A 25,755-nucleotide genomic window follows, 5' to 3' on the forward strand; every position below is an offset into this window, starting at 1 on the left:
TTTCTAAGCGCGTTACGAGGATACTAGTATGACGATTGATCCAAAACTTCTCGGTTTTCAGATCCACCACATTTTCTCGGAAACGCTGTTTGACGATCCGGCAATTAAGTCTCTTTTGAATGCAGCTGGCATTTTCAAGCAAAGCCGCGACAACCTCGCGCCTTTGCTGAGAAGTCAGGAAACCATCGATTCAATTTTTGCTGATCCAGACAGTGACGCAGCCAAATTGATGACCGATGCAGGGTTCGGGGCGGTGCGCCACGACTCCAATGCGTCGGGCGGTAACCACCCGGGCTATATCGCATTCTTGCGCGCAGAACTTAGCATGATTTCGATGTCTAACCTGTCGGACGCCGACAAAGCCAAAGAAGTGCGTCTGCTGCACGGATTTGCGACAGATGTCGTGAACGGCAAGGTGGACGGACTGGCCGTCATGAACACTACAGAAACGGCCCTTGCGGATGCGTTTCAGTTGCGTGTGGTCGATGTCACCACGCTGGACGTCGACAACCCACAGAACGACGCAGAACGCCGCGCTGCTGATATCCTGAACGGTTCGTTTGATGACAGCACCGCCAGCAACACATTGATGCGCAAAGAGACTGCGACAAACCTTGTAGATGGGTTGCTCGCCGATGGGCATATAACCGCGCTGCAAGCCGGGGTAATGCGAACGGCCATTGCAAGTGGCGCCGCAGAGGTGACCGCCGCAGCTGCCGATGCATTGCAAAACGTCCTTGGTGTTGCGACACAAAAGGCCAATTCGGGCATCCTGTATTCGGTCGAATGGCTGGCCGCACAAACGAAGATGTTGTTTCCGAACGAATTTACATTCGAAACAGCCTACGCAATTTGGGACAAGCTGCTTGGCGCGATGGACAAAATCCGAAGCTCAGTGAGCGACGGCCTTCAGAAGATTGAAACGGACTCTAACGGTGCTTTGTCGCGGTCTTTCGACGCGCTTAATAAAGCGGGCGGTAATCCGGCGCTCGATTTCATCGACTTTTTGAACGTTGCTTATGATGGCATCAAACAACTCTTGGTCTCAGGCGACCCATGGCCGCTGATCAATGCCACAGCTTCGTTCGGCTGGTCGGCGATCAAAAGTGCGGTTCTGGTCGGTGGATCGGTTGCACTGGCGACTACATTTGGCGGCCCGTTGGCGGGTGCTGCGGTTGGTGCTGGCTGGGCAATTTTGGGCTTGGCAGGTGCCTTCAAGAGCGCGACCGAATTGTTCACCAAAATCACAACCGATCTGTCGTCGTGGTTCACAGGTGGTGTTGATCTGGGTGACGCTGTTTCTGGCAACTCCGACAACAAATATATCTGGTCCTTTATCGATCTGCTGGCAGAGACGGGCGAGCCACGGTCAAATGAGCCTTGGGCGATCGAAGTCATCGCCGATGACGAGGACGATCAATACGCAGACCGCTTTGTAGGTCAGGATTTCGCGGCTGAAATTATCTATGGTCGCAACGGCGCGACAATCGAAGGCGGCGGCGGCGGCGACGAACTTTATCACAATGGCTACGGTGTTGTGAAAGGGGGCGACAACGGCGACTTGATCATGTCGCAGGTCAATCAGGGCCTGCATGTCGAAGGCAATAAAGGCAACGATTTCATTATCGTACGCTCCGGTGAGGGTGGCGAATTTTTCGGTGGCGAAGGCAAAGACAACATTTTTGTCGCCAGCCGTGGTGCCCAGATTTGGGGCGATACCCGCAACGGCACGACCTTGGTCGTCGAGGGCGAGGTTGCCTACGAAACTCCGCTGGATGACACATCGCTTGATCACGCCGACCTGATTTGGTGGTGGCCCGGCACGACGATGCACGACCCATCAGAAGCCGACCGTTTGCGGTTCTTCGGTGTGCCGCTGATTGGCGGTACGAACGATTTACCGCTCAGCTACGCACCTGTGACGATGTTGAACGCAGTCGTTCCTGTGACGGGTTTGGCCCTGTTCGCGAGCCCACTGTATTTCGACTACTGGATGCCGTTCATCGCCTACATGCAATTCAAAGACGGCACGATGTACGTGATGAACGTCTTTGATAGCCTCTTTGGTGCCGATGACATCCCAGACGAGGCAGAGCGCCTTTCGACAGGCGAAGTTGCGCCAAATATCGAAGGCGCAATGCGCTTTTTGAACTTTGAGGGTGCCGCGACATACTGGTCCGCTGGTTTCTTGAAAGGCAATCAAGTTGAGGGCGCAAACAGCGTCTTTGATATCGTGTTCAACAACGGCGTGAGCGTTGATCCCGACAAGGCCGGTGACCTTGGCATGTTGTTCAAGAACGCCAACCCGTTCCTTGATATTCTTGCACTGATTCCGGCCCCTGCGATTGGCGGCATTTTGCGCCAATTGCCGCTGATTGATCGTCTTTTGACACTGAAATTCGCGACCGATCTTTGGGTTAAGTCATTGACGTGGCGCGAAGATAACGACCCACTGGTGATCGACCTTGACGGTGATGGGCTTGAATTCATTTCGATGAATTCGTCCAAGGGCTTTTACGATTTCGATGGCGACCGATTTGCCGAACAATCCGGTTGGGTGCGCCCTGATGACGGGTTCTTGGCGATTGATGAAAACGGCAATAACCGCATTGATGACGTCAATGAAATGTTCGGTGGTCCGGGCCGGTCCGGTTTTGCCGAATTGGCGCAACATGACCTCAACAATGATAAATTAATCGATGCTGCGGATGCCATTTGGGACCAGTTGGTTGTTTGGCGCGACCTGAACCAGGACCGTGAAACCAATGAGGGTGAACTTTTCACCCTCGACGAACTTGGCATCCTGTCCATCTCGGTTGAACGCGACGAACTCGATGTGCGCGACAGCTCTGGCACGTTCCTTGATGCGTCCGGCGCCGTGATGATGGCGAACGGTGACATGCACCGCGCCTATGACGCGATTTTTGAGACCGATGAAGTCAATACCATCTTCGCAGGTGAGGCGGGTCGCCCCGCGTGGCTGGGTGAAGATGTGCTCAGCGTGCGCGGCTTTGGTGCTGTCGTTGATCTTGAAGTTGCGATTGCAAATGATATTGAATTTGGACGCACAGCCACGGCCATCGCGCCGACGCTGACAACGCCAAAGTTGAAAACGCTGGTCGAACAGACCGGCGCGATCATCAACGATTGGGCCTACACACAGCCAACATCGCGCGAATTGGCCCCTGTTTTGCTCGAAACGCAGCCTGACGGGACCGTCACGTTGGTGGATCGCGCAATTTATGTCGAAAACGGCACGTCGGGTTTCTGGACGCTGGAAAGTGGCACGGCAATTTTGGATGGCGATGGCATCGAGATCGCCGAAGCCACCCTAGAAGATGTCATGGCGCAGGTTCCGGCAACGGGCGCTTGGCAGCTTGAGCAGGTGTTCTCCCCGTCCTCGCGGGATGAAGAACTGCAATTCCGCACCGAACGTCCGTATCTATCTGAACGTATTGATGGGCGCATGGTCGTTTACGATTGGGGCGTCGAAAATGAAGACGGCAGCTGGCGTTTGGCCAGTGGCAACGATGTGACGGACGCAGACGGTGTGGTGATTGCAGCACCAACGCTGAACGACGTTATGACAAGCCCTAAACTGCTGGGCCAGGAATGGCGCGTTGAGGAAATTTCATACAACGAATACGCAGGCATCCCTGTTGAGCGTATCGGTATGAACATGATCGATGGTGTGGTTGTCGATTACACCGTTGAAATGACGGACACAGATGGCACGTTCCTTGTCTGGGCCCGCAATCTGGACCGCGCGCTTGAGCTTCAGGAAAAGTATGGCGATGCGCGGAACTTCAACCTGCGCAACTATGAAATCGACCTTGATACGCTGGACGAAGTCGGGTCGACCGACGACAGCACGTTCCGCGTCGAAGTTCTGACGCCGGGGCAGCTGCACTTTGCGACATCCCTTATAGGCGTTGCGTTCCAGCCTGAAATGCTGGCTGGAACCTTGGACGAAAACGGTGTGATCAGCTACACGATCAGCCCGACATTCGACACCACTGTCGAACTTCCGGGTGGGTACGAAAGCAGCGTCACGGCAATGATCTTTATGCTGGACGAAGTTGTGCGCCAGTACATCGACAGCTCCCGTGCGATTGCGGCGAAACTTGCGTTGCAGGGCGGACTCTCTGATTTTGCGCGCGATTTGGAATACCTGCCAGAAATCGACAAGTATCGCGGCACGTCTGATCGCGAACTTTCCCCGATGTTCGAGGCGATCTTTGAGGCGATGCCCGTTGGCTATGATGCTGCCCGGGATTACCTGACTGACTGGAACGAAATTCTGTTGCAGATCTGGCCAGATTACCTGCCGTCAGCCGCGAACCTTGGCGGGGCCACTGTCACGGTGGATCAGGCATTCCTGATGCAGATGCTGCTGCCAGCGTTTGAAACCACACCAACCGAGCTTGATCTGCAAAGCGTTCTGTACGCGCTGTCCATTGATGAAACCCGCCTGCGCCAACACGACGAAACCGCGACCGAAGTTTTGGGTACGGGTGGCGTTGATTACATCTACATGACGGCCGGCGATCAGACCTACAAAGGCGGTAATGGCGAAGACCTGTTCTTTGTCAGCAGTCTTGGTAATGGCGTTGATATTATTGAAGAACTTGATCGTGGGCAGAAGGATAGCCTGCGTTTCGCGGGCGTTCTGTCAGACCAAGTGACGGCCATTCGCGATGGTCAGGACATGATCCTGACGATTGATGGGACGGACAATGTGATCCGCCTGAAGGACCAGTTCCTCGGTGAATTGAACGCGCGATTGGTGAATGGCAAAAGCCTTGAGTCCGGCGTCGATAGCATTGTCTTTGCGGACGGTGTTTTGTGGAACCGGTTCCAGATGGCGATCGAGGTGTCGACCGAATTTGATACGAACGACATTGTCATCGGTTCCGGCTCTGCTGACGTTCTGCGCGGCGGTAAAGGCAATGACGTTGTCCGCGGCGGCGCGGGCGGCGATTACTATTTCTACAACATCGGTGATGGGCAGGACGTCTTTGGCGAGGCGCTCGATTTTGGCGCGACGGTTGCACAGGCCGGATTTGGCCCGCTTGCGGGTGGCCTCGACTTTATCTTCTTTGGCGAAGGCATCACATCGCAGAACATCCGTTTGCAACGCGACGGGCAGTCCGACCATTTGCAGATCACCGTTTTGGACGATGACGGCGTTGAAACCGGCGACACTCTTTTGGTCGAAAACCAGTTCGCTGGAATCCGTCTGAACCTTGGTATTCTGGGGGATATCGATCCACAGCTCGAGATTGATTACTCCGCCCCATACCTGATCGAACGCTTCGTGTTCGACGGTGGTGAGGCCCTGAATTTCGAACAGATTTCCCAACGTGTTCTGCGCGAAGCCGGCACAGATGGCGATGATGCGATCTACGGGATGCTTAATGACAACACGCTGGACGGCAAAGGGGGCGACGATTTCCTGACGGGTCAGGAAGGGTCCGATACCTATGTGTTCGGACGTGAATATGGCGAAGACGTCGTATTGGATGGCGATTACAGCATGAAGCTGTTTGGCGCGCCGCCCGACTTCCTTGAGTTCGTTGATGATCTGCGTTGGACCGATTTCGACTTTGAGCGCGACGGTGCGGGCGACACGCTGACCCTGCGGATTTCCGGGACAGACGATGCGGTTATCCTGACAGATTACCTCGATTCATTCCCGTTCATCGGCTTTATCAACCTGATTGAGGAACTGACATTTGGTGACGGTACGGTTTGGTCATGGACCAAGCTGTTGCAGCACTATGTCAACATCGCCAAGACCAGCGGCGACGACACGATCTATGGCTTTCAGGTCAGCGATCTGATCGATGGTGGCGCAGGCGATGACTACCTTGTTGGTCAGGGCGGCGGCGACACATTTGTGTTTGAACGCGGCTATGGCACCGACACGGTTCTGAGTATCGGTAACGACCGCACGGTGGACCGTGTCGAGTTGCGCAACATTGCGTCTGATGAGGTCACGTTCTCACGTACCGACCTTGATTTGATTGTCACGGTTAATGATACCGGCGATACGGTTATCCTGCAAAATCAATATGTTCGTTCCGGAAAACAGATCAACGCTGTTGAAGAACTTGTGTTTTCTGATCGGGTGATTGTGTTCACTGATCTGAACGCTGAAGACATCGATCTGATCGGAACGAGCGCGTCTGAAACCATCACGGGCTCTAACCTGTCCGAGAAAATCGATGGCAAAGCAGGTGATGATACGCTTGTTGGCCGCGATGGCGGTGATACCTATATCTTTGACGCTGGTTACGGCAACGACGTGATTGTTGATCGTCAGGAACGTGCAGCGTGGGAAGACCGCCGGTTTGTTCCGAATATCACCAAGGACACTGTTGAATTTGGCGGTGATGTAACCCGCGAAAACGTCATTTGGACAAAAGATGGCGATGATCTGGTGATCGGGATCGAAGACCGGCCTGACACCTTGCGCGTGCGCGATCAGTTCGCATCGCTGACCGTTGGCGTGGAAATCTTCAAATTCTTTGATGGCACCACCATGACCATCGAAGACGTGGCAGAAGAACTGGCCATTGAGGGCGGTAACACCGGTGACAACGTCATCGAAGGGCTGCTGGACCAAGAAAACGTACTGGACGGGCGACAGGGTGACGACATTCTGCGCGGTGGCGATCTGTCGGACGATTATGCGTTCGGGGCAGGTTACGACCTTGACCAGATCGAAGAACGTGAAGACAGCGCCGGAAGCATCGACCGCGTGGTCTTTGGCGAAACGGTTTTGGCCGAGACGCTGATCATCCGCCGCAGTGGCGAAGATCTGTTGATTGATCTGGGCAACGGCGAAGATGTTGTGACGATTGTCGGCGGTCTGGGCACGCGCAGCATCGAAGAATTCCTGTTTGCAGATGGTACAACGCTGACCACAGATAACTTTCGTGACCGTCTGCTGACGGGCGACGATACGGACAACCAGTTGATCGGTTTTGACACGCGCGATGATGTGCTGATCGGTGCGGGTGGGTCTGATGCCATGGAAGGCGGCGGCGGTGATGACACCTACCGCTTTGGCTACGGCGACGGTGCTGACAGCGCGCGCGACACTGGCGGTTTGGACCGGATTGAATTTGGCGTGGGCATCGCGCAAAGCGACGTTTCATTCGCACAGATCGGCGAAGATTTCCTCGTTACGTTGACGCAGACTGACGAAACTTTGGTGATCTTGCAGGGTGCTTCGGCCAACGATTCCAATTGGATAGAGACATTTGTCTTCGCAGACGGGTCTGAGCTGTCGTTTGCCGATGCACGCGTGATCGCACTTGCGGCGCAGCAGAACGTCGGCATGGATTTGTTGGACGCGACAATTCTGTCAAGCGACTTTGCCATCACGCCGGGCGCTGGTTTTGACGGCGTCATCATGGCGTCTGATACGGTCATCAACTTTAGTGCGGGTGACGGTATTGACCGCATTACGCTGCCCCAAACGCAGGGCGAAGCGCGTATTGTTCTCGACGATCTGTCCCCCGCCGATATCGAAGTGCGGGTCACAAAGATCGATGGCAACGATTTGATGCTGTCCTTCCCCAACACGGGTGATCAGATTTTGCTGGTTGGTGCGCGCGTTGCGTCTTTCTTGCCGATTATTGAATTTGCAAATGGCACCGAATGGGATCGCAGTGCGGTCTTTGAGGCCTTGATCGACAGCCAGCAAAGCGCTGGCGATGATGTGATCTTTGGCACGTCCCAAGCGGACGTGATCGAAGGCGGGCTTGGCAACGATGACATTCGCGGCGAAGCGGCCGACGATTTGTTCCTGTTCACGCTTGGCGACGGACGTGATGTCATCGCCGACGATTCCGGTTTTGATATCCTTGAAATCCGCGGGTATGCCCCGTCTGAGATGCGGGCCAGCCTGCCTGTAAACGGTTCAAGCGCGTTCGGAATTGGTGACCGCCTTGAACTGGTGCTGAGCTTTCCTGGCACAACAGACGAAATCACGCTGCGCTATGATGATGATCAAAACGGTGTGGATCTGATCCGTTTTGATGATGGGACCGAACTGACCCGCGATGAATTGATCGCCAGCGTCATCGGCCGCGGCACTGATTTTGCTGAACAAATTGACGGAACCAGCGGTGATGACACGCTTGAAGGCGGTGGCGGTGACGACACGCTGGCCGGTGCTGGCGGTGACGACACATACATCTTCCGCGCGGGCGATGGGCACGACATCATCGACGAAGGCGGCAGCCGTTTTGACAACAACACGCTGATCCTTCCTGACCACGTGCCGACAGATTTGCGCTTGTTCCAGACATCGGAAGCAAGCGATATGGTCATCCGCCTGCCCAACGACGAAGAAATCCATGTTTCTGGACAATTCTCTTCCTATTCTGGGCACATCACCCGCGTTGAATTTGGAAATGGCATCGTTTGGGGCACGGCTGAAATCACATCTGCGCTTGCCAATGGTCTCGTGCCGGATATTCCGCGCACCATCACAGGCACAAGTGCTGGCGAAACACTGACAAGCACGCCGTTGTCCGAAACCATGATCGGTTTGCAAGGCAGCGACACGTACGTATTCCAGCGCGGTGGCGGTACGGATGCCGTCATCAGTGTGACAGCGACGAACACAGTGAACACGCTGCGCCTTGAGGGGTACGACCTGAGCGAAGCAGTGTTTGAGCGGTCTTTGACGGACGAAACCGATCTTGTGATCCGATTTGGTGGCACGGATGACCGCATCGTCATCAACGATGCATGGTATGACGGCAGTAGGTCGACGACATTCACCGGTGGGCAGTCTTTCACAACCTACTGGCGCCGGATCGAACGGTTCGAATTTGACGACACGATCGTGACGTTGTCCGAACTTGGCGACACCATCATGTCTGCGCAAATCAGCGATGGTGACGACGTGATCACAGCGCTTCCGTGGACAGACACAATCGAAGCGGGCTTGGGCGATGACGTGATCGGCGGGCCGCTGACCGATATCACAATGATCTTCGCGCGTGGTGACGGCAATGATGTGATCCTTCCGTCCACGGACCGCTACCGCGCGACACTAGAAATCGAAGGTTACGTTCCGGGCGAAGTATCGGTAACGCGCGATTTGTATTCCGAGGCGGGATATACCCTCACGTTTGAAGGCACGGACGACAGCATTACCTTGGTTGGATCAGGCCGTTCTACTTTGGGCGGCGTTGATAGAATTGAATTCCAGGACGGCACCATTTGGCGCAGTTCTAACCTCAACGCGCTTGCGCCCGATCCGTCCGTGCTTGGTGCGACACCGGACAACGACATTCTGGAAGGCAGCAGCAGCGACGAGACATTCGAAGGCCTGCAAGGCGATGACTACATCGAAGCCGACAACGGCGAAGATGTCATCGTGTTCAGCCGTGGTGACGGCGTTGATACTGTCTACGGCGACGACTACCCCGGTATCCGCATTGAATTGCGTGACCTGAACCCAGACGAAATCCGTCTTGTGAATGTGCCGATCGACCCCGACAGCATTTACACTTACAGCAACAGCCTGGAATTGCGGGTCATCGACAGTGATGACCGCATTTACGTCTATGACGGTGTCGAAGGTGTGCGCAGCATCCTGTTTGCGGACGGAACCGAATGGAATAGCTCTCAGGTGACCGCCGCGATTGAGAACATTCCTGCGCCGTCGGGAACGGCCAACATCATTGATGTTTCACCCTACACCAGCAGCCATGCGTCAACATCAGCGGACGAAGTGCACATTGTGCCGGGGGATTCTGACGGGTCCCAGAATATCGAATTCACGTACCTGCGTGATGGTGGGCATGATCTGTTTATTTCGCCTGATTTTGGATTTGGTCACCAAAACCGCATCCTGCTTAGCGACATTGCATCGACAGAAGTAACAGCACGTTTGTTGCCGTTTGTGTCGCCTATGACCTTCGGGTTTGGCCAAGATCTGTTGCTGACCTTCGGATCGGACACAGACAGCATTCGTCTTGTTGGCGCGGTTCAGATTTTCGAAGACATCGGCATTCGTGAGGTTGAATTCTCGGACGGGCAAATTCTGACGCTGTCACAGTTGGTCGATATGGCCAATGCAACTGAGCTAACGGATCCACGTACTCTGTCCGGCACGACCACGCTGACACGCGGCACTGAAAGTGGCGCCTATTTCGTTGAGCCTGAAGATGAGGGCGGTTTTGGCGGACCAGATGGCCCAATCCGTGTTGATAATGAAGATCTGTTCCCAGTTGGGAACGATGATTTCCCATCCGGTGACGATGGTGATTTCCCGCCCGGCGATGATGGTGATTTCCCACCCGGTGACGACGGTGATTTCCCACCTGGTGAAGGCCCCGTCGAGCCGCTTAATCTATTGCTGTCAGACGTAACCGCTGGCGAGATTTCAGTAGAGGTGCGCGCCGAGGAATATGTCTTGATCGTCGCGCCACGTCTGCCGGATGGCAGCGATGCGATGTTTATCAATTTGGGCGCGCGGGGCGCGCTGACCAGCAGTTTGGTCAAGCTGGACGACGGAACCGAGTTTTACGAAGAAGACATCTTGGCTCTGGTCGATATTCCAGGTGCGACAGCTGGCGATGATAGCCTAGAAGAAGACACCAACGGCCCCGTGGTTATGGAAGGTCTGGAGGGGGATGATTTCCTTGTCTCGACGTCCTCTGAAACGACGTTCATTTACACACGTGGTGATGGGAATGATCTGATCACAGCGCGTGCTGGTTTCAGCGCCACGCAAGACAATGTTCTTCAACTGCACGAGATCGAGCGCGACGATGTAACCGTTACCCAGCGCGGATCTGATCTGTTGATCCGCATCGCAGAGTCCGCGCCGGATGCTGGTGACGGTGGTGTTATCCGCTTTATCAACGGCAACGAATTGATCAGCTATGATGGTCCGAACTACGGATCGCGCCTTGGCTTGATCACGTTTGATGATGGCACAGCCATCACGGCCGCAGAGATCGAAGCAATTGCAGCGCCAGAGTTGGGCACCGCTGGCAATGATTTCTATGAAGACCGCGTTGAGGGTACAACCTACGAGCTGAAAGGTGGCGATGATGTCGTCATCACGAACGACACGAACGACACCTATATTTATCGCAACGGCGACGGGATCGATATCTATTCCGAACGCGGCGAGAACCCCGACACGCCAGACGGGCCGGGCGAAGACGTATTGCGCTTCCCGGACCTTATCGCGTCCGACATCGACATTTCGCGCGACGGGCAAGACCTGATCTTTGACATCATTGCTGACGTTGATCGCGGTATCGAAGCGGGTCGTGTCACGATGAAGCTCGCCTTTGACACGGACCGCCGCGAAGACCGCCTGATTGACCGGATTGTATTTGGCGATGACAGCGAACTTGTCACGACCGATTTGCTCCAGTCGATGCTGGACGCTGCGGCGACGGATGGCGATGACACCATCGATGCTGCTGGACGTGGCTTCACCCTGACGGGTGGTCTGGGCGATGACAAACTGATCGGCAATGACGGCGAAGACACCTACGTTTACGCACGCGGCGATGGCCATGACGAGATTTTCGATGATATTGAATATTCGTCCTATATTGTTGGCGACCAACTGCAATTTGTTGATATCAACGCGGATGAAGTGACGTTCGACGTCACGCCTTTGGGCCTGAAAGTCGTGATTGCCGAAAGCAGCCCGGGTGCGGGCGACGACGGGTCCGTTCTGATCCACGGCATGATCAACAGCACCTATGAGCTGTATGAGACAAATGGCGATGATAATCAGGGGCTTGAGCTGATCACATTCGGTGACGGCACCCAGATGAACCTTGGTCAGATTGTCACCAAATTGCTTGCCGACAAGACGACTCCGTTTGATGACTATCTTGTTGGTGCGTCCGGTGACGACACCTTGGAAGGTAAGGGCGGCGATGATGTTCTATACGGCGCGGGTGGTGCTGATACGTTCATCTATTCGCGTGGCGACGGCAACGACTGGATCACGGACATTGATTTCAACTATGGCGGCGCGACCGACACGTTGGAATTGCGCAATATCGATCCCGACGACATTTCCCTGCGCAAAGGGTTCTACGGTGATCTGATTATCGAGATTGCTGAAACCACGCCGGGCGCAGGTGACGGTGGCCGTCTTGTCGCGCGTCAGTCCTACGATGATGATGTCGGCGAAGGTATCGAACGGATCGTCTTTGACGATGGCACGGAATGGCCACGCAGCATTTTTGCAGGCATGGTTCCTGTGGAAGGCCCGACAGACGGCGATGACCGTATTGTTGGCACATCCGATGATGACACGATTGCCGGACTTAAGGGCGATGATCTGATCGAAGGCGGCGTCGGGTCCGACGTTTATGTGTTCAATCGTGGTGACGGAACAGATGTGATCGAAGACATCCGCAGCACGCCAAACACTCTCGAAATTGGTGGTTACGCTGTCAACGAAGTGACGTTCGAACGCCGTGGTATTGACGGGGCTGATCTGATTATCCGGTTCGCGGACGGCGGTGACCAGATCACGGTCCTGAACGGGATGGACAATCGTTTTTACGGTCTTCCGTTGGCGCAGATCACGTTCATGGACAGCGGCACAGTTGTGACCATGGCCGAAATTCAGGCGCAAATTGTGTCTGCACAGGCCACTGATTTTGACGATGTGATTGTTGGGTCTGACGAAGACGATGTGCTGTCCACAGGTGCGGGCACCGATCTGGTGGACGGCCGTGATGGCGACGATTCCTACACTTACGCCGCAGGTGACGGGGATGACCGGTTCAGCGATTCCGGGAATTCGGACGACGATGATGTCCTGACACTGATCGACTACAATCCAGCCGATCTGGAATATGTGCTGCGCGCTGGTGCTGATAGCTTTGATGTCGTGATGCTGTTTGCTGGCACGCGTGACCGGATCATCCTTGAAAATGCGCTGGCGATTGATGATCGCGTCGGAATTGATAGCGTCGTGTTCGCGGATGGCACCGTTTGGGACCGTGCGGACATGCGCGCACAAGCGATTGAATATGCACAACAAGATTACTCCGAACCTGTTATCGGCTTTGACACGGATGACAGTTTCTCGGGTTCTGCGGGCGACGACAGCCTTAGCGGTAGTGAGGGCAGCGATCTTTACGTCTTCCGTCGTGGTTTCGGCGAAGACATCATCATCGAAGGCCAAACAACCGATTTGGACATCGATCAGGTCGATATGCCTGATTTCGTGTCTTCCGAGGTATCTGTTTCGCGCTTGTTCAAGGGCAGCGACACGATCGTATTCCGGTTCGCCAGCGCACCTAACGACACGCTGACAATCGTGGACGCCCTTGCGGGTGACCGCGCGGGTATTGAACAATACATCTTCTCGGATGGTGTTATCTGGACACCTGCAATCGTTGAAACGCTGTTGGATAACAACGCGCCGGTAGCAATTGACGATGGCTATTTCACAGCGACGACCAACGAAGCAATCGTGATCAGCAAAGACACGTTGTTGCGCAATGACTTTGATGCGGACGGCGAAGACCTGACGATCATTTCTGTGTCCGGCGGTGAACACGGCTTTGCCGAAATCAATGCCAACGGCGATATCGTTTACACTTCGCAGCCGGAATACTTCGGCCCGACGCAGTTCACCTACACGATCAGCGATGGTCGCAACGGTATTTCAACCGGATCGGTCGATCTGCGGGTGCGGCCTGTTGCCGAAGCACGTGATGATGACGGATTTACTGTCGAAGAAGACGGCTTCCTGACGATTGATGCGGTTCGCCTACTGTCTAATGATCTGGACGGTGATCGAATGATCGTCAGCCAGGTCTTTGGGCCTGAAAATGGCACCGTCAGTCTTGCCAGCAATGGCCAAGTGACCTTCACACCGACGCCGAACTTCAGCGGAACGGCTGCGTTTACATATGTCGCCAACACGCCCGAAGGTGGCCGCGCAGAAGCGCGCGTTACTATCGATGTGACACCGGTGAACGACGCGCCCGAAGCGCGCACAGACACGTTCTTTGACACGGACGAGGATGTTGCCATTCAAATCGATGCCGGTGTGCTGCTTGCCAATGATCGGGACATCGACGGCGATACGTTGACCGTGACAGGCGTGACCAGCAGCGAAAATATGGACGTCACACTGACCGATGACGGCATAATCATCGCGACGCCGCGCCCCTATTTCTACGGCGATGCATGGTTTGACTACACCGTGACTGATCCGGATGGTCTGACAGACACCGCCCGCGTCGAAGTCTACGTGGCTCCGGTGAACAACGCGCCAGAACCTGTGATGGACACGGTCACTACGGACGAAGATGTGCCGTTTATTATCAACACTGTTGATCTGTTGGCCAATGATATTGATCGCGACAATACCGACGTTCTGACTGTCACCGGCCTGACAGGGTTTGATTATGGCGGGTCTGCAACGCTTCTGGATAACGGGACGATTTTGTTTGAACCGTGGGCGAATTTCAATGGTACGGGGCGGTTCAGCTACATTGTGGATGACGGGCAAGGTGGCGCGGCCATCGGTCTGGTCAACGTCGATGTTGTTGCGGTTAACGATCGCCCAATTGCACGCGATGACAGCTATGATAACAACGCCTTTGAGACGATTTTGCGTGGTACAGAAGACGTCCAGCTGATCATCCCTATTGCTGAGTTGCTCAAGAACGACAGCGACATCGAAGGCCAGATTCTGTCCTTTGAAAACGTATCGAACCCGGCTGACGGAACGATTGAAATTGTGGGCGACAATGTCGTCTTTACACCGGATCAGGATTTCTGGGGCGAGACGAATTTCAACTACCTCGTTGCTGACCCGCAAGGGCTTGTTGATGACGCAACAGTCACGCTGTTCTTCGAAAACGTTGGTGATGGCCCGCCCATCGCGGTGACGGACGAAGTGAACGTCTATGAGGACGTGCCGTTTGTCATTCCGGCGGCGTTCCTGCTTGAAAACGACTACGACATCGACCTCGAAGTTCTCGAAATCGTTGGCTGGCGTCTGCCCAACGCGATTGAACAGTTGCTCCAACCGTTTACGGGTGCGCTGGAAATCAACGAAGATGGCGATTTCCTGTATACGCCAGGCCTGAACGAAACGGATGAGCTGGGTTTCTTCTATTACGTGACCGACAATGCGGACGGCACGACGCAGGGATTTGTTGATATCAACATTATTCCTGTCAACGACCAGCCAAGTGCTGTGCCGGATTCCGTTTCCAGCACCCCGCTGGATGTGCCGCTTGTCATCCGTATCAGTGAAATCCTCGACAACGACTTTGACGTCGACGATGATCCTGATGGTCCGAAATCCATCTCCTTTGTGGGTGTCGATTCCACGTCTGAGGGCACAGCCGAAGTGCGCGACGGGTTTATCGTTTTGCGCGTCGCACCCGGCTTTAGCGGCCCGGTTGAATTGACATACCGCATCACCGATACCGAAGGCGTTGAAGACACGACAACCATCGTTGCGATTGTTGAAGGCAGCTACGCACGACTGCTGACAGGCACCCCGCAAAACGATCTGTTGATCGGTGCCGAACTGGGCGAGACCATCGAAGGCCTTGCAGGCGATGACATCATCGAAGCCAACATGGGCGACGACACCGTATTTGGCGGCGCAGGCGAGGACACGATCCTTGGCGGCGATGGCGATGACTTCATCGATGGTGGTGATGACGCCGACAGCATCGAAGGCGGTGACGGCTTTGATACTGTGTCTTATGAAGGATCGAACGTTGCGATCCGGATGGATCTGGCGACAAGACTGGGGCAGGGCGGTTTTGCCCAAGGTGACATCGTCACCAATGTCGAAGGTCTGATCGGATCTGATTGGAACGATGATCTTGGCGGTGGCTTGGCTGACAACCTGATTGAGGGTCGCGCTGGCCGCGACTTTATCGAAGGTAAAGAAGGAGACGATACGCTGCGCGGTGAAGATGGCGACGACACCCTTGTCGGCGGCGTTGGCGCTGACATCCTTGAGGGTGGCGAAGGGTCTGACACGGCTGATTATCGCGGTTCTGACGAAGCGGTTGTTGTTTCACTTGAAGACGGCACAGCTGCGGGTGGTGATGCGACAGGCGACACCCTTGATAGCATCGAAAACCTTGCTGGGTCTGACTTTGCAGATGAATTGACAGGTAATGCGGATAGCAACCTGCTGGATGGTGGTCGCGGTGATGACACCTTGTTTGGTGGTGACGGCGATGACTTCTTGTCTGGCGGTCGCGGTGCGGATGCTTTGTTCGGTGGCCAAGGCGTTGATGTTGCGGACTACACATTGTCCGTTGAAGGCGTGACGATCGACATGGCGGATGGCAGTGCAGGTGGCGGCGACGCGACAGGCGACACCTTCGACAGCATTGAAATCGTTCAAGGTTCGTTCCACGACGACACGATCCGTGGCGACGATGAGGACAACATCCTACGTGGTGGCCGTGGCGCTGACAGCATTGACGGACGTGGCGGTTTTGACACTCTCGATTTCTCAATTGCGGATGAAGGTGTGGGCGTTGATCTGGCGACAGGTCAGGGCACGGACGGCGAAGCGCTGGGCGACACTTACGCCAACATCGAAGCCGTGCGTGGTTCTGTGTGGTCTGACACGATCACGGGTGGCGACGCCGACGAGACGCTTGACGGTAACTGGGGTGATGACACCCTTGCCGGTGGCGCGGGTTCGGACAGCTATATCTTCGGATATGACAGCGGCACGGACCTCGCGATCGAAGCAGGGGCCGGAACGGACACTGACCGTGTGGTGCTGATGTCCGATATCGCGCCAAAGGATCTGTCTGTGATCCGCGATGGTGACGATCTGTTGCTTGAACTGGAACGCGACGACGGGTTCTTGATTGATACACTTCGCGTCACCGATCACTTTATCGGCGAAGAAACCGGCATCGAAGAAGTCGTGTTTGCGGACGGAACCGTTTGGGACCGTGACCAGATCGAAGCCTTGCAACGCCTTGGCCGTTTCAATGCTGAAAATGATATCTACCGCCTCGCGATTGAGGATGAAGAAGCGCTTATCAGTCCAGCGTTCTTGATCCAGAACGACGCAGACGATGTGACCGGAATTGAACTGGTCGCAGTTGAAAATCCGGAAAATGGCACTGTGTTCATCAACGAAGATGGCATGATTTCGTTCACGGGTGATCAGGATTACAACGGTGATGCGTTCTTTGATTACGTTCTGCGCGACCAGTTTGGCCGTGAAAGCACAGCGCGTGTTGAGGTCAATATTGCCAACGTGAACGATGCACCTGTCGGCAATGACGATGGCATCTTTGCGGGCACCGAAGACACGATTTTGCGTATTTCCTACGCAGAGCTTCTGGCCAATGACACCGACGTCGACGCCGAAGAAGTGCTGACAATCGTGGCCGTGTCGCCTGTTCTGGATGATAACGGTATTGAGCTTTATCCGATGGATCCGCGGCCCAACAACTTCCCGTACACGGAATCCGCGACCCACGGTATTGTCTGGCTTGATGGCACGCATGTGAACTTTAGCCCGCGTGGTGATCACTTTGGCTATGCTGGTTTCACCTATACCGTGGCCGATCTTGATGGTGCCGAAGGCACGGCAGAGGTCGAATTGTATCTGCTGCCGGTCAATGACGCACCGCGCAGTGGCCGTGACCGGTTTGATATCCGGCTTGAGCGTACGGCAGAGATCACCGTTGATCGCCTGCTCGAAAATGACTTCGACATCGAAGACGATCTGTTTGATTTCGAAGGCGTACACTCCGAATTTGGCGGCACGATGGTGTTTGACGCCGACAGCGGCACGATTTCGTTCACGCCGGACGCGCTGGGCGCTGCTGGGTTCTCTTATGATATCGAAGACGAACGCGGTGCACGTGCAACGATTGATGTTCAGTTGACGGTTATTCCGCTGAACGATCCGCCTGTTGCGCGCGACGATGGCCCGTTCCTCACCGATGAAGATACGGTTCTTTACCTCGATCCGGCTGATCTGCTGGCGAACGATCTGGACAACACCGATCCGCTGGATGAAATCCTGTTCATCACCGAACTGGACCGCTTTGCTGAAAACGGTCGCGTCGTGTGGACAGAAGACGGGCGCATTGCCTTTACGCCGCGCGCTGATTTCAACGGTCAAGCCGGGTTCCAGTACACTGTTGCAGACGGCAACGGCGGTTTTGACATCGGTTATGTGAACATCACGATCTTGCCGACCAATGATGGTCCGGTGCTGCGGGATGACATCGCGCTTGGCTACGAAGACGAGCCGATCATGATTATTCCGGGTGAAGTATTCGGCAATGACCTTGATCCAGAAGGCGATGTTGTCTTCTACGAAAGCATTGAAATCCTTGGTGTTATTGATGCCGACTACAGTGAACGCTCCGAAGTTGAAATTTCGTATGACTTCAACGTCGACAGCCTTGACGCGACTGTAACAGCGACGGCCCTATTGGCTGATGGTACGGAATTGCCGGACGAATTGCTGTTTGATGCGGGCACGCTGACCTTTACAGGCGCATTGCCCGAAGGTCAGACTGAAGCAGTGCTGGTTGACGTCACATTGACCAACAGCGCGGACGGCAGCACGTTCGTTCAGACGATTTCAATCGCACCGGATGCTGATCTGGTTACTGGGGTTGATGGCGCACCTGACGTTGCTTTGTTCGACATCAGCGAAGGCGATTGGAGCCTGCGCCCTGCGGGCAACCAGCCGCTTCCAAACTGGCTCGAGTTCGATGCGGAAACCCTGACTGTCACCAAGGTCGCTGAGGCGCCTGTGGACGAAACGGATATGTTGCGCCTGCAATTGCGGTTTGAACCCGAGGCCGAAGTTCTGCCAGACGGTACGCTTGAATTTGGCCGCCGCGGCTTTGCGATTGAGGTTCTGATTGATCCGCAAACAGACATTCCGGCAGATGTGAACGCGCTGTTTGGCAACGATGATTTCTTCGTGGGTCAAGGGCTCTATGCCTTGCCGATCACAGCCGATGAAACGCTGACAGCCGAAAATGAAAATGGTGCGCCTCTGGCGGATTGGCTTAGCTTTGATGCGGAAACCTTTACGTTTGCGGGCACGCCGCCAAACGTCTTTGTGGGCACGCCACCTGTCCGTGTGGACAGCACGGGCGGCGCACTGGAGTATGCGTTGCTGACCGAACTTCCGGTTGATCGCACTTACGACATCATCGACGGCGAAGATTTCTCTTACACGCTGTTTGATGATCGATTCCAGTTGTTCACGCCAGAAGACTTCTACGGTCAGGTTGTGGTTCAATACGTTGGCAACGACGAAAAAGGTGGCGTGTCTGACGTGCCTGCCGAGATCGTCGTCAATGTTCTGAACACACCAGAAGCACCAGAAGCCGAAGATGACTTTTACACGATGCTCGAAGATGGGCGTTTGGAGTTTGATCTCAGCGATCTGTTGTTGAACGACACGGATGAAGAAGGTGACGCCATTCGCGTGATCGCGCTGCAAGTCAACGACGTGATTGAAATCACACGAGGCCGTTTGCGTTTGGCCGAAGACGGCGAAGCAATGGGATCATCGTCCTCTGATGGCGGCACCGGAATGGCTGCGGACGGTGGTTTGGCCAATCTCGCATTGATGTCCCTGACTGGCTTTATGCCCGAAGGCTTCGGCTTTACGGCGTTGCAGGACTACGGCAACAACACCGTTACGGACGATGACCACGATCATGATCACAGCCATGACCATGATGCCGACCATGACCACGACCACGACCATGACGAGGATCACGATCACGACCACGACCATGAGACGCATCAAGACCCGGAAACAGGCGGCATTGCGGGTAGCAGCACTGCGTTTGGAACGCTGGGCGAAATGGCAGACTATCTGTCTGATGATTTCTGGAACGGTAATGCGCGTTATCACAATGTGTCCGACAGTGGCCAAGACGCCAACGATGGCGTCATCCTGTATAATGTCAGCGGTTGGGAACAGGACGCTGACGGTATTTCGACCGAGCGTGCTGAACTCGTGCGCGAAGTCTTCAAGGTGTTCGAAGCCTCCCTCGGGATTGAGTTCCAGGAAACCGAAGAAACCGACACCAGCGTCACCGACATCTTCTTTGGCGACAACGCGGGCGGCGCGAATGCGTTGTCCTATCTGCTCAACGACGGTGTGATCGATTATTCACGCATCAATGTCGCGTCCACATGGTCCGGCAGCACGTCGACCTATAACGATTACACGCTTCAGACGCTGTTCCATGAAATTGGTCACGTTCTGGGCCTTGGACACCAGGGCGCGTACAATTTGGTCGGTGAATACGGCACAGACCAGCAGTACGACAACGACAGCTGGCACAGCACGATGATGTCTTATTTCAGCCAGTCCATGAACTATCACATGGTTGCTGATTTCGCCTTCTTGCAGACGCCAATGGCCGTCGATTGGATGGCGCTTGATGATATTTACGGTGATCAGGGCTACGGTGTTTCCAATGCCTTTACCGAGGATACAATTTGGGGTTTCAACACCAATATCACATCAGACGTCAGCGACATCTGGGCGACATGGACCGATTGGGCCGACGTCACGGCCTCTGCAATTGTAGATGGTGGCGGTGTCGATACGCTTGATCTATCTGGTTATGACGACAACACGCTGATCAATCTGCAAGCTTCCGAGCGCGCATCAATTGTACCTGCGTTCTCGAATGTGGGGGGCAAGTTTGCCAACCTCACATTGGCCGAAGGCACCGTGATTGAAAATGCTATTGGCGGCGCGGGCGATGAGACGTTCTACGGCAACGCAGCTGACAACGTTCTGACGGGCAACGGCGGCCAAGACACGTTCTATGACAGTGTCGGCAGCGATACCTACATCGGCGGTCTGGGCACTGATCTTGTGATCTTTGATCAAGGGTTCTCTGACTATGCGTTCGCATTGTTTGAAAACACGCTTGAGGTTATCGGCGTGGCATCGGACTTCGTTGAAAGCTCGGTCGACTTTCTATCCTTCACAGACCGCACGCTCAGCTGGAACGCCATTCTGGCAGAACTGTTCCCGGAGGCGACACCTGCGGCGGCGGAAGCCGCCGAAGACCGTCCTGCGTCTGTCGGAATTGTTGCGGGCGATTTGCCCAGATTGGACGACGCTATCTATCTGGTCTCTATGACAGATGGCACGGATATTCCGTTCTGGCTCAGCATTGATCGCGATACCGGCGTCATTTCCGGTGAAGTTCCGTTCAACGTGCGCGTTGATCTGTCTTTGGATGTGACCGTCACGAACGGCACTGAAACCCACGTCGAAACCATTGCGGTGATCGCGGATGGCAACGACGGCGCCAAGGTGATTTTCACCCCGAAAGAGGGCTGGAACGGAACCTACGATCTTGACTACATCATCACCGATGACGCGCAGGGCACAGACCGTGCCACAGTGACAATCGTGGTTGAAGCCGTGAATGATCCACCCACTGCTTACACCGATGAACTGGTCGTCAACGAAGACGAAACCCTTGTTATTGATCCTGCGACACTGCTGGCAAATGACGTTGATCCCGACGGCGATGCCTTGACGATCCTGTCGGTCAGCAACGCGACCAATGGTACTGTTACGTTTGAAGACGGCGAAATTACCTTTACGCCAGTGCCAAACTACGACGGCCCAGCCAGCTTTGACTACGTCGTCACGGATGGAACAGACGGCGAGGCAACAGGCCGCGTTGAAATCGAAGTCGTGTCTACGAACCAGACACCGGTGGCCGTGACGGACCGCTTGGTTTCCCAAGAAGACACACCAATCACGATCAACATTGCCGACCTTCTGGCGAATGACTTTGACCCTGACGGTGACCCGTTCAGCTTTGTCAGCATCGTGTCCAGCGTTGATGACGGGCGCACTTTCATGCTGCCCGGTGGGCAAATTCAGTTCGTGCCTGATCAGGATGTAAACGGTGAAATCTCGTTCAGCTATCGCATCACTGACGGGCGCGAAATTGGCGTTGGCGAAGTCATTATTGATTTCGTGGCGGTCAACGATGGTCCGCGCCTTGGTTCGGATCCTGTCATTGCAGGCATCGAAGATCAGGTGATGACGGTTGATATGGCGCAGATCATCGCCAATGACACCGACATCGAAGGCGACAGCTTTACCGTGACCAGTGTTTATGACCCTGAAAACGGCACGGCAACGCTGGACGGCACAATTGCGACGTTCACCCCGCGCGAAGACTACTTCGGTAACGCTGGATTCCGCTATGTCGTCACCGACGCGCGCGGTGCAACCTCAGAGGGCTTTGTGAACATCACACTGTCGCCGGAAAATGATTTGCCGCAGGCCGTCATCGACAATCTGGTGACCCTTGAAGACACAGCACTTGAGATCAGCGCAGAGGATCTGATCGGGAACGATTATGATCCGGACGGTGATGAACTGACGGTTCTGTCGGTCTCAAACACGGTTCAACTGGAAAATGGCAATTGGTTGTATACGCCGCAGTCCAATGACTTCAGCGGTGACAGCCTGACCTACACGCTCAGCGATGGGGGGCTTCAGACGTCATCAGGCACGATCCTGATCGACATTCTGCCCGTGGCCGACGATCCGATTGCACGTGACGACACGCTGGCCGGAACCGAAGACACGGTGATGACGATCTTTGCGGGCGCGCTTACGTTTAACGACATCGAATACGATCTTGAGGCGCTGACGATCACCAGCTTCCAGAACGTCGTGGGTGCCACGATTACGACTGACGAGTTGGGCCAGATCATCATCACTCCTGATGCAGATCGTAACGGCCAGGCGACGTTCGATTACACAATCGAAGACAGCACAGGGCGCGCCGATACAGCATCTGTTGTTGTGACGCTGGCGTCTGTGAACGACGCACCGGTCATTGCCGCTACTGATCTTGAAGGAGTCGAAGATACGGCATTTATCGCGCAGTTTGATCCCGCGATCTTCTCGGATGTTGACGGCGATGCATTACAGGTCGGTCTGCGCGGTGAGGGTGCGACGTCCCTGCCAAGCTGGCTGGACTTCGATCTGTCGACCCTCACGCTAAGCGGCACGCCACCGCTGAACTTCAACGGTGACATCGCGCTTGAGCTGTTCGCCTTTGACGGTGCGATTGAAACGGTCGAGGCGGTCACGCTGACCATTGCGGCGGTGAACGACGCGCCGACGATTGCGGCGGTCACGCTGGACGGTGTCGAAGACACGGCGCTGGACATCACGCTTGATGCGGCGGTGTTTGGCGATGTTGACGGCGACGCGCTGGTACTTGGCCTGCGCAGCGCAGGCGACACGGCGCTGCCGGACTGGATCAACTTTGATGCGGACACCCGCGCGATCACGGGCACCCCACCGCTGAACTTCAACGGCGACATCGCGCTTGAGCTGTTCGCCTTTGACGGTGCGATTGAAACGGTCGAGGCGGTCACGCTGACCATTGCGGCGGTGAACGACGCGCCGACGATTGCGGCGGTCACGCTGGACGGTGTCGAAGACACGGCGCTGGACATCACGCTTGATGCGGCGGTGTTTGGCGATGTTGACGGCGACGCGCTGGTACTTGGCCTGCGCAGCGCAGGCGACACGGCGCTGCCGGGCTGGATCAACTTTGATGCGGCCACCCGTGCGATCACGGGCACACCACCGCTGAACTTCAACGGTGACATCGCGCTTGAGCTGTTTGCCTTTGACGGCGCGATCGAAACGGTCGAGGCGGTCACCCTGACCATCACGGCGGTGAACGACGCGCCTGAAGCACGTAACGACATGATCGATATTGGTACGGACCTGAGCGCGACGATTTCGGTGGCTGACCTGTTGGCCAATGACATCGACGTGGACGGTGATGCGCTGAGCGTGACGTCCGTGACTGGCGGGGACGGTTTTGATGCCATGCTGGTTGATGGCGAAATCACCATCACGCGCGACCCTGCTTTGGGTGGCCAGATCATTGTTGGCTACGAAATCACAGACGGCATGTTCACGTCGCAGGCCAGCCTGATCATCGATCTTGAGGTCGCCAATCGTGCGCCAGAGATCGCGGTTATCGATCCGCTACACAGTGACGAAGACGTTGCCTTTGATATTGCCCTTCCGGCAAACGCGTTTAGCGATCCTGACGGTGATGCCTTGACCTATACGGTCACGCGCGACGGTGGCACGGCGCTGCCCGCTTGGCTGGCGTTCGATAGTGCAACTCAGCGTCTGAGCGGAACACCACCTTTGAACTTCAACGGCTCGATTGCCCTGATTGTCGCCGTGAGCGATGGCCAGTTCACAACGACCCGTGCGTTCGATCTGGTGTTTGATCCTGTGAACGACATTCCGGTGTTGCTTGCTCCGTTGTCCGAACGCCTTGCGACCGAGGACACAGCGTTCTCCATCCAGTTGCAGCAGGATATCTATGAGGATGTTGACGGCGATGTACTGTCGTTTGAATTGACGCAGGCTGACGGCACGCCGTTGCAAGACTGGATCAATTTCGATGCGCAAACGCTAACGCTGAGCGGGACACCACCACAGGATCTGTTTGGTATCTTTGGGCTGCGGTTGAATGTGTCGGACGGTGAGGCGACGATTTCTGACGATTTCAATCTTGTTATCAGCGGCACACAGGATGCGCCGGTTCTGGTGACTGCACTGCCCGATATCAGCTCTGACAATGATGGTAATGTCCTGACGACTGGGCAAGAATTCGTTATTGCAGCACCCACAGACAACTTTGTTGACCCGGATGCGACACCGCTGTCCTTTGCGGCACGTCTTGCGGATGGGTCTGCGTTGCCGTCGTGGTTGTCATTTGATGGCCAGACGTTCACGGGCACTGCACCGTTTGCAGCCGCTGGATCGTTCGACATCGAATTGTTGGCGTCTGATGGTGTTGAACAAGTGTCAGACATCTTCACACTGACGATCGAACAAGGCACGGCTGGGCCCATCACGGCCAACGATGACGCCTTTGACGTTACAATTCCAAACGGGCTTCGCATTGACACAGAGGCCCTGCTTGAGAATGACGATGCCGGCCTAACGGTTGTCAGCGTTCAAGGGTCTGACAATGCGCAGGTTTCTCTTGCGGATGGTCAGGTGTCCTACCTTGCTGATTTCGGGTTCGAGGGCGAAGACCAGTTCACCTACACTGTCAGTGATGGCACGCAGACAGCGCAAGCCACTGTCACTGTCACTGTGGACAACCCGTTTGGCGATGTTGATCAGGGCGGCGACGGTACCGACTTCTCGTTCGGTGGACGTGGGCGTGATCTGCTGACGGGCGGGGCCGGTTCGGACTTGCTGTTTGGTGGACGTGGCCGTGATGCGCTGTTTGGCGGGACGGGCAGCGATCTGTTGTTTGGTGGCCGCGGTGCAGACAGCATCAACGGTGGCGCAGGCGATGACCTCATCTTCGGTGGCAACGGGCGTGATACCATTGACGCAGGCGAAGGTAATGACCTTATCTTCGGCGGTAATGGTCAGGACACGTTCTTGTACGAAACGGGTGACGGGGCCGATACGATCTTTGGCTTCAAAGCACAGCGACGATCCTTCATTCAGGGCGACCAAATCCGCCTTGGTGTTGACGGGATCGAAAACTTTGCGGACCTGATTTCGTCAGCCAGCCAAGAAAACGGTGGCGTTTTGTTTGACTTTGGCAACGGTGACCAGATCTTCTTGGCCGGTACGCGTCTTGCGGCCTTGGACGAGGACCAGTTTTCGTTCTACTAAGATCAAGTTTCAGGGGC

At 55.3% G+C, this 25,755-nt stretch carries 1 protein-coding gene; it reads left to right on the forward strand.

Going from position 1 to position 25,755, the window contains the following annotated elements; genetic code table 11:
• Positions 1-28: 28 nt before the first annotated feature.
• Complete coding sequence (locus L0664_RS14965) at positions 29-25,738, forward strand: tandem-95 repeat protein (RefSeq protein WP_235226703.1); 25,710 nt, start codon at positions 29-31, stop codon at positions 25,736-25,738.
• The last annotated feature ends 17 nt before the right edge of the window (positions 25,739-25,755 follow it).

The sequence above is a fragment of the Octadecabacter dasysiphoniae genome, from assembly GCF_021532615.1.
Taxonomy (GTDB): Bacteria; Pseudomonadota; Alphaproteobacteria; order Rhodobacterales; family Rhodobacteraceae; genus Octadecabacter; species Octadecabacter dasysiphoniae.

Bases quoted from the DNA above. Each gene is read 5' to 3' on its own strand.
- L0664_RS14965 (WP_235226703.1), top strand. From the start codon at position 29: ATGACGATTGATCCAAAACTTCTCGGTTTTCAGATCCACCACATTTTC.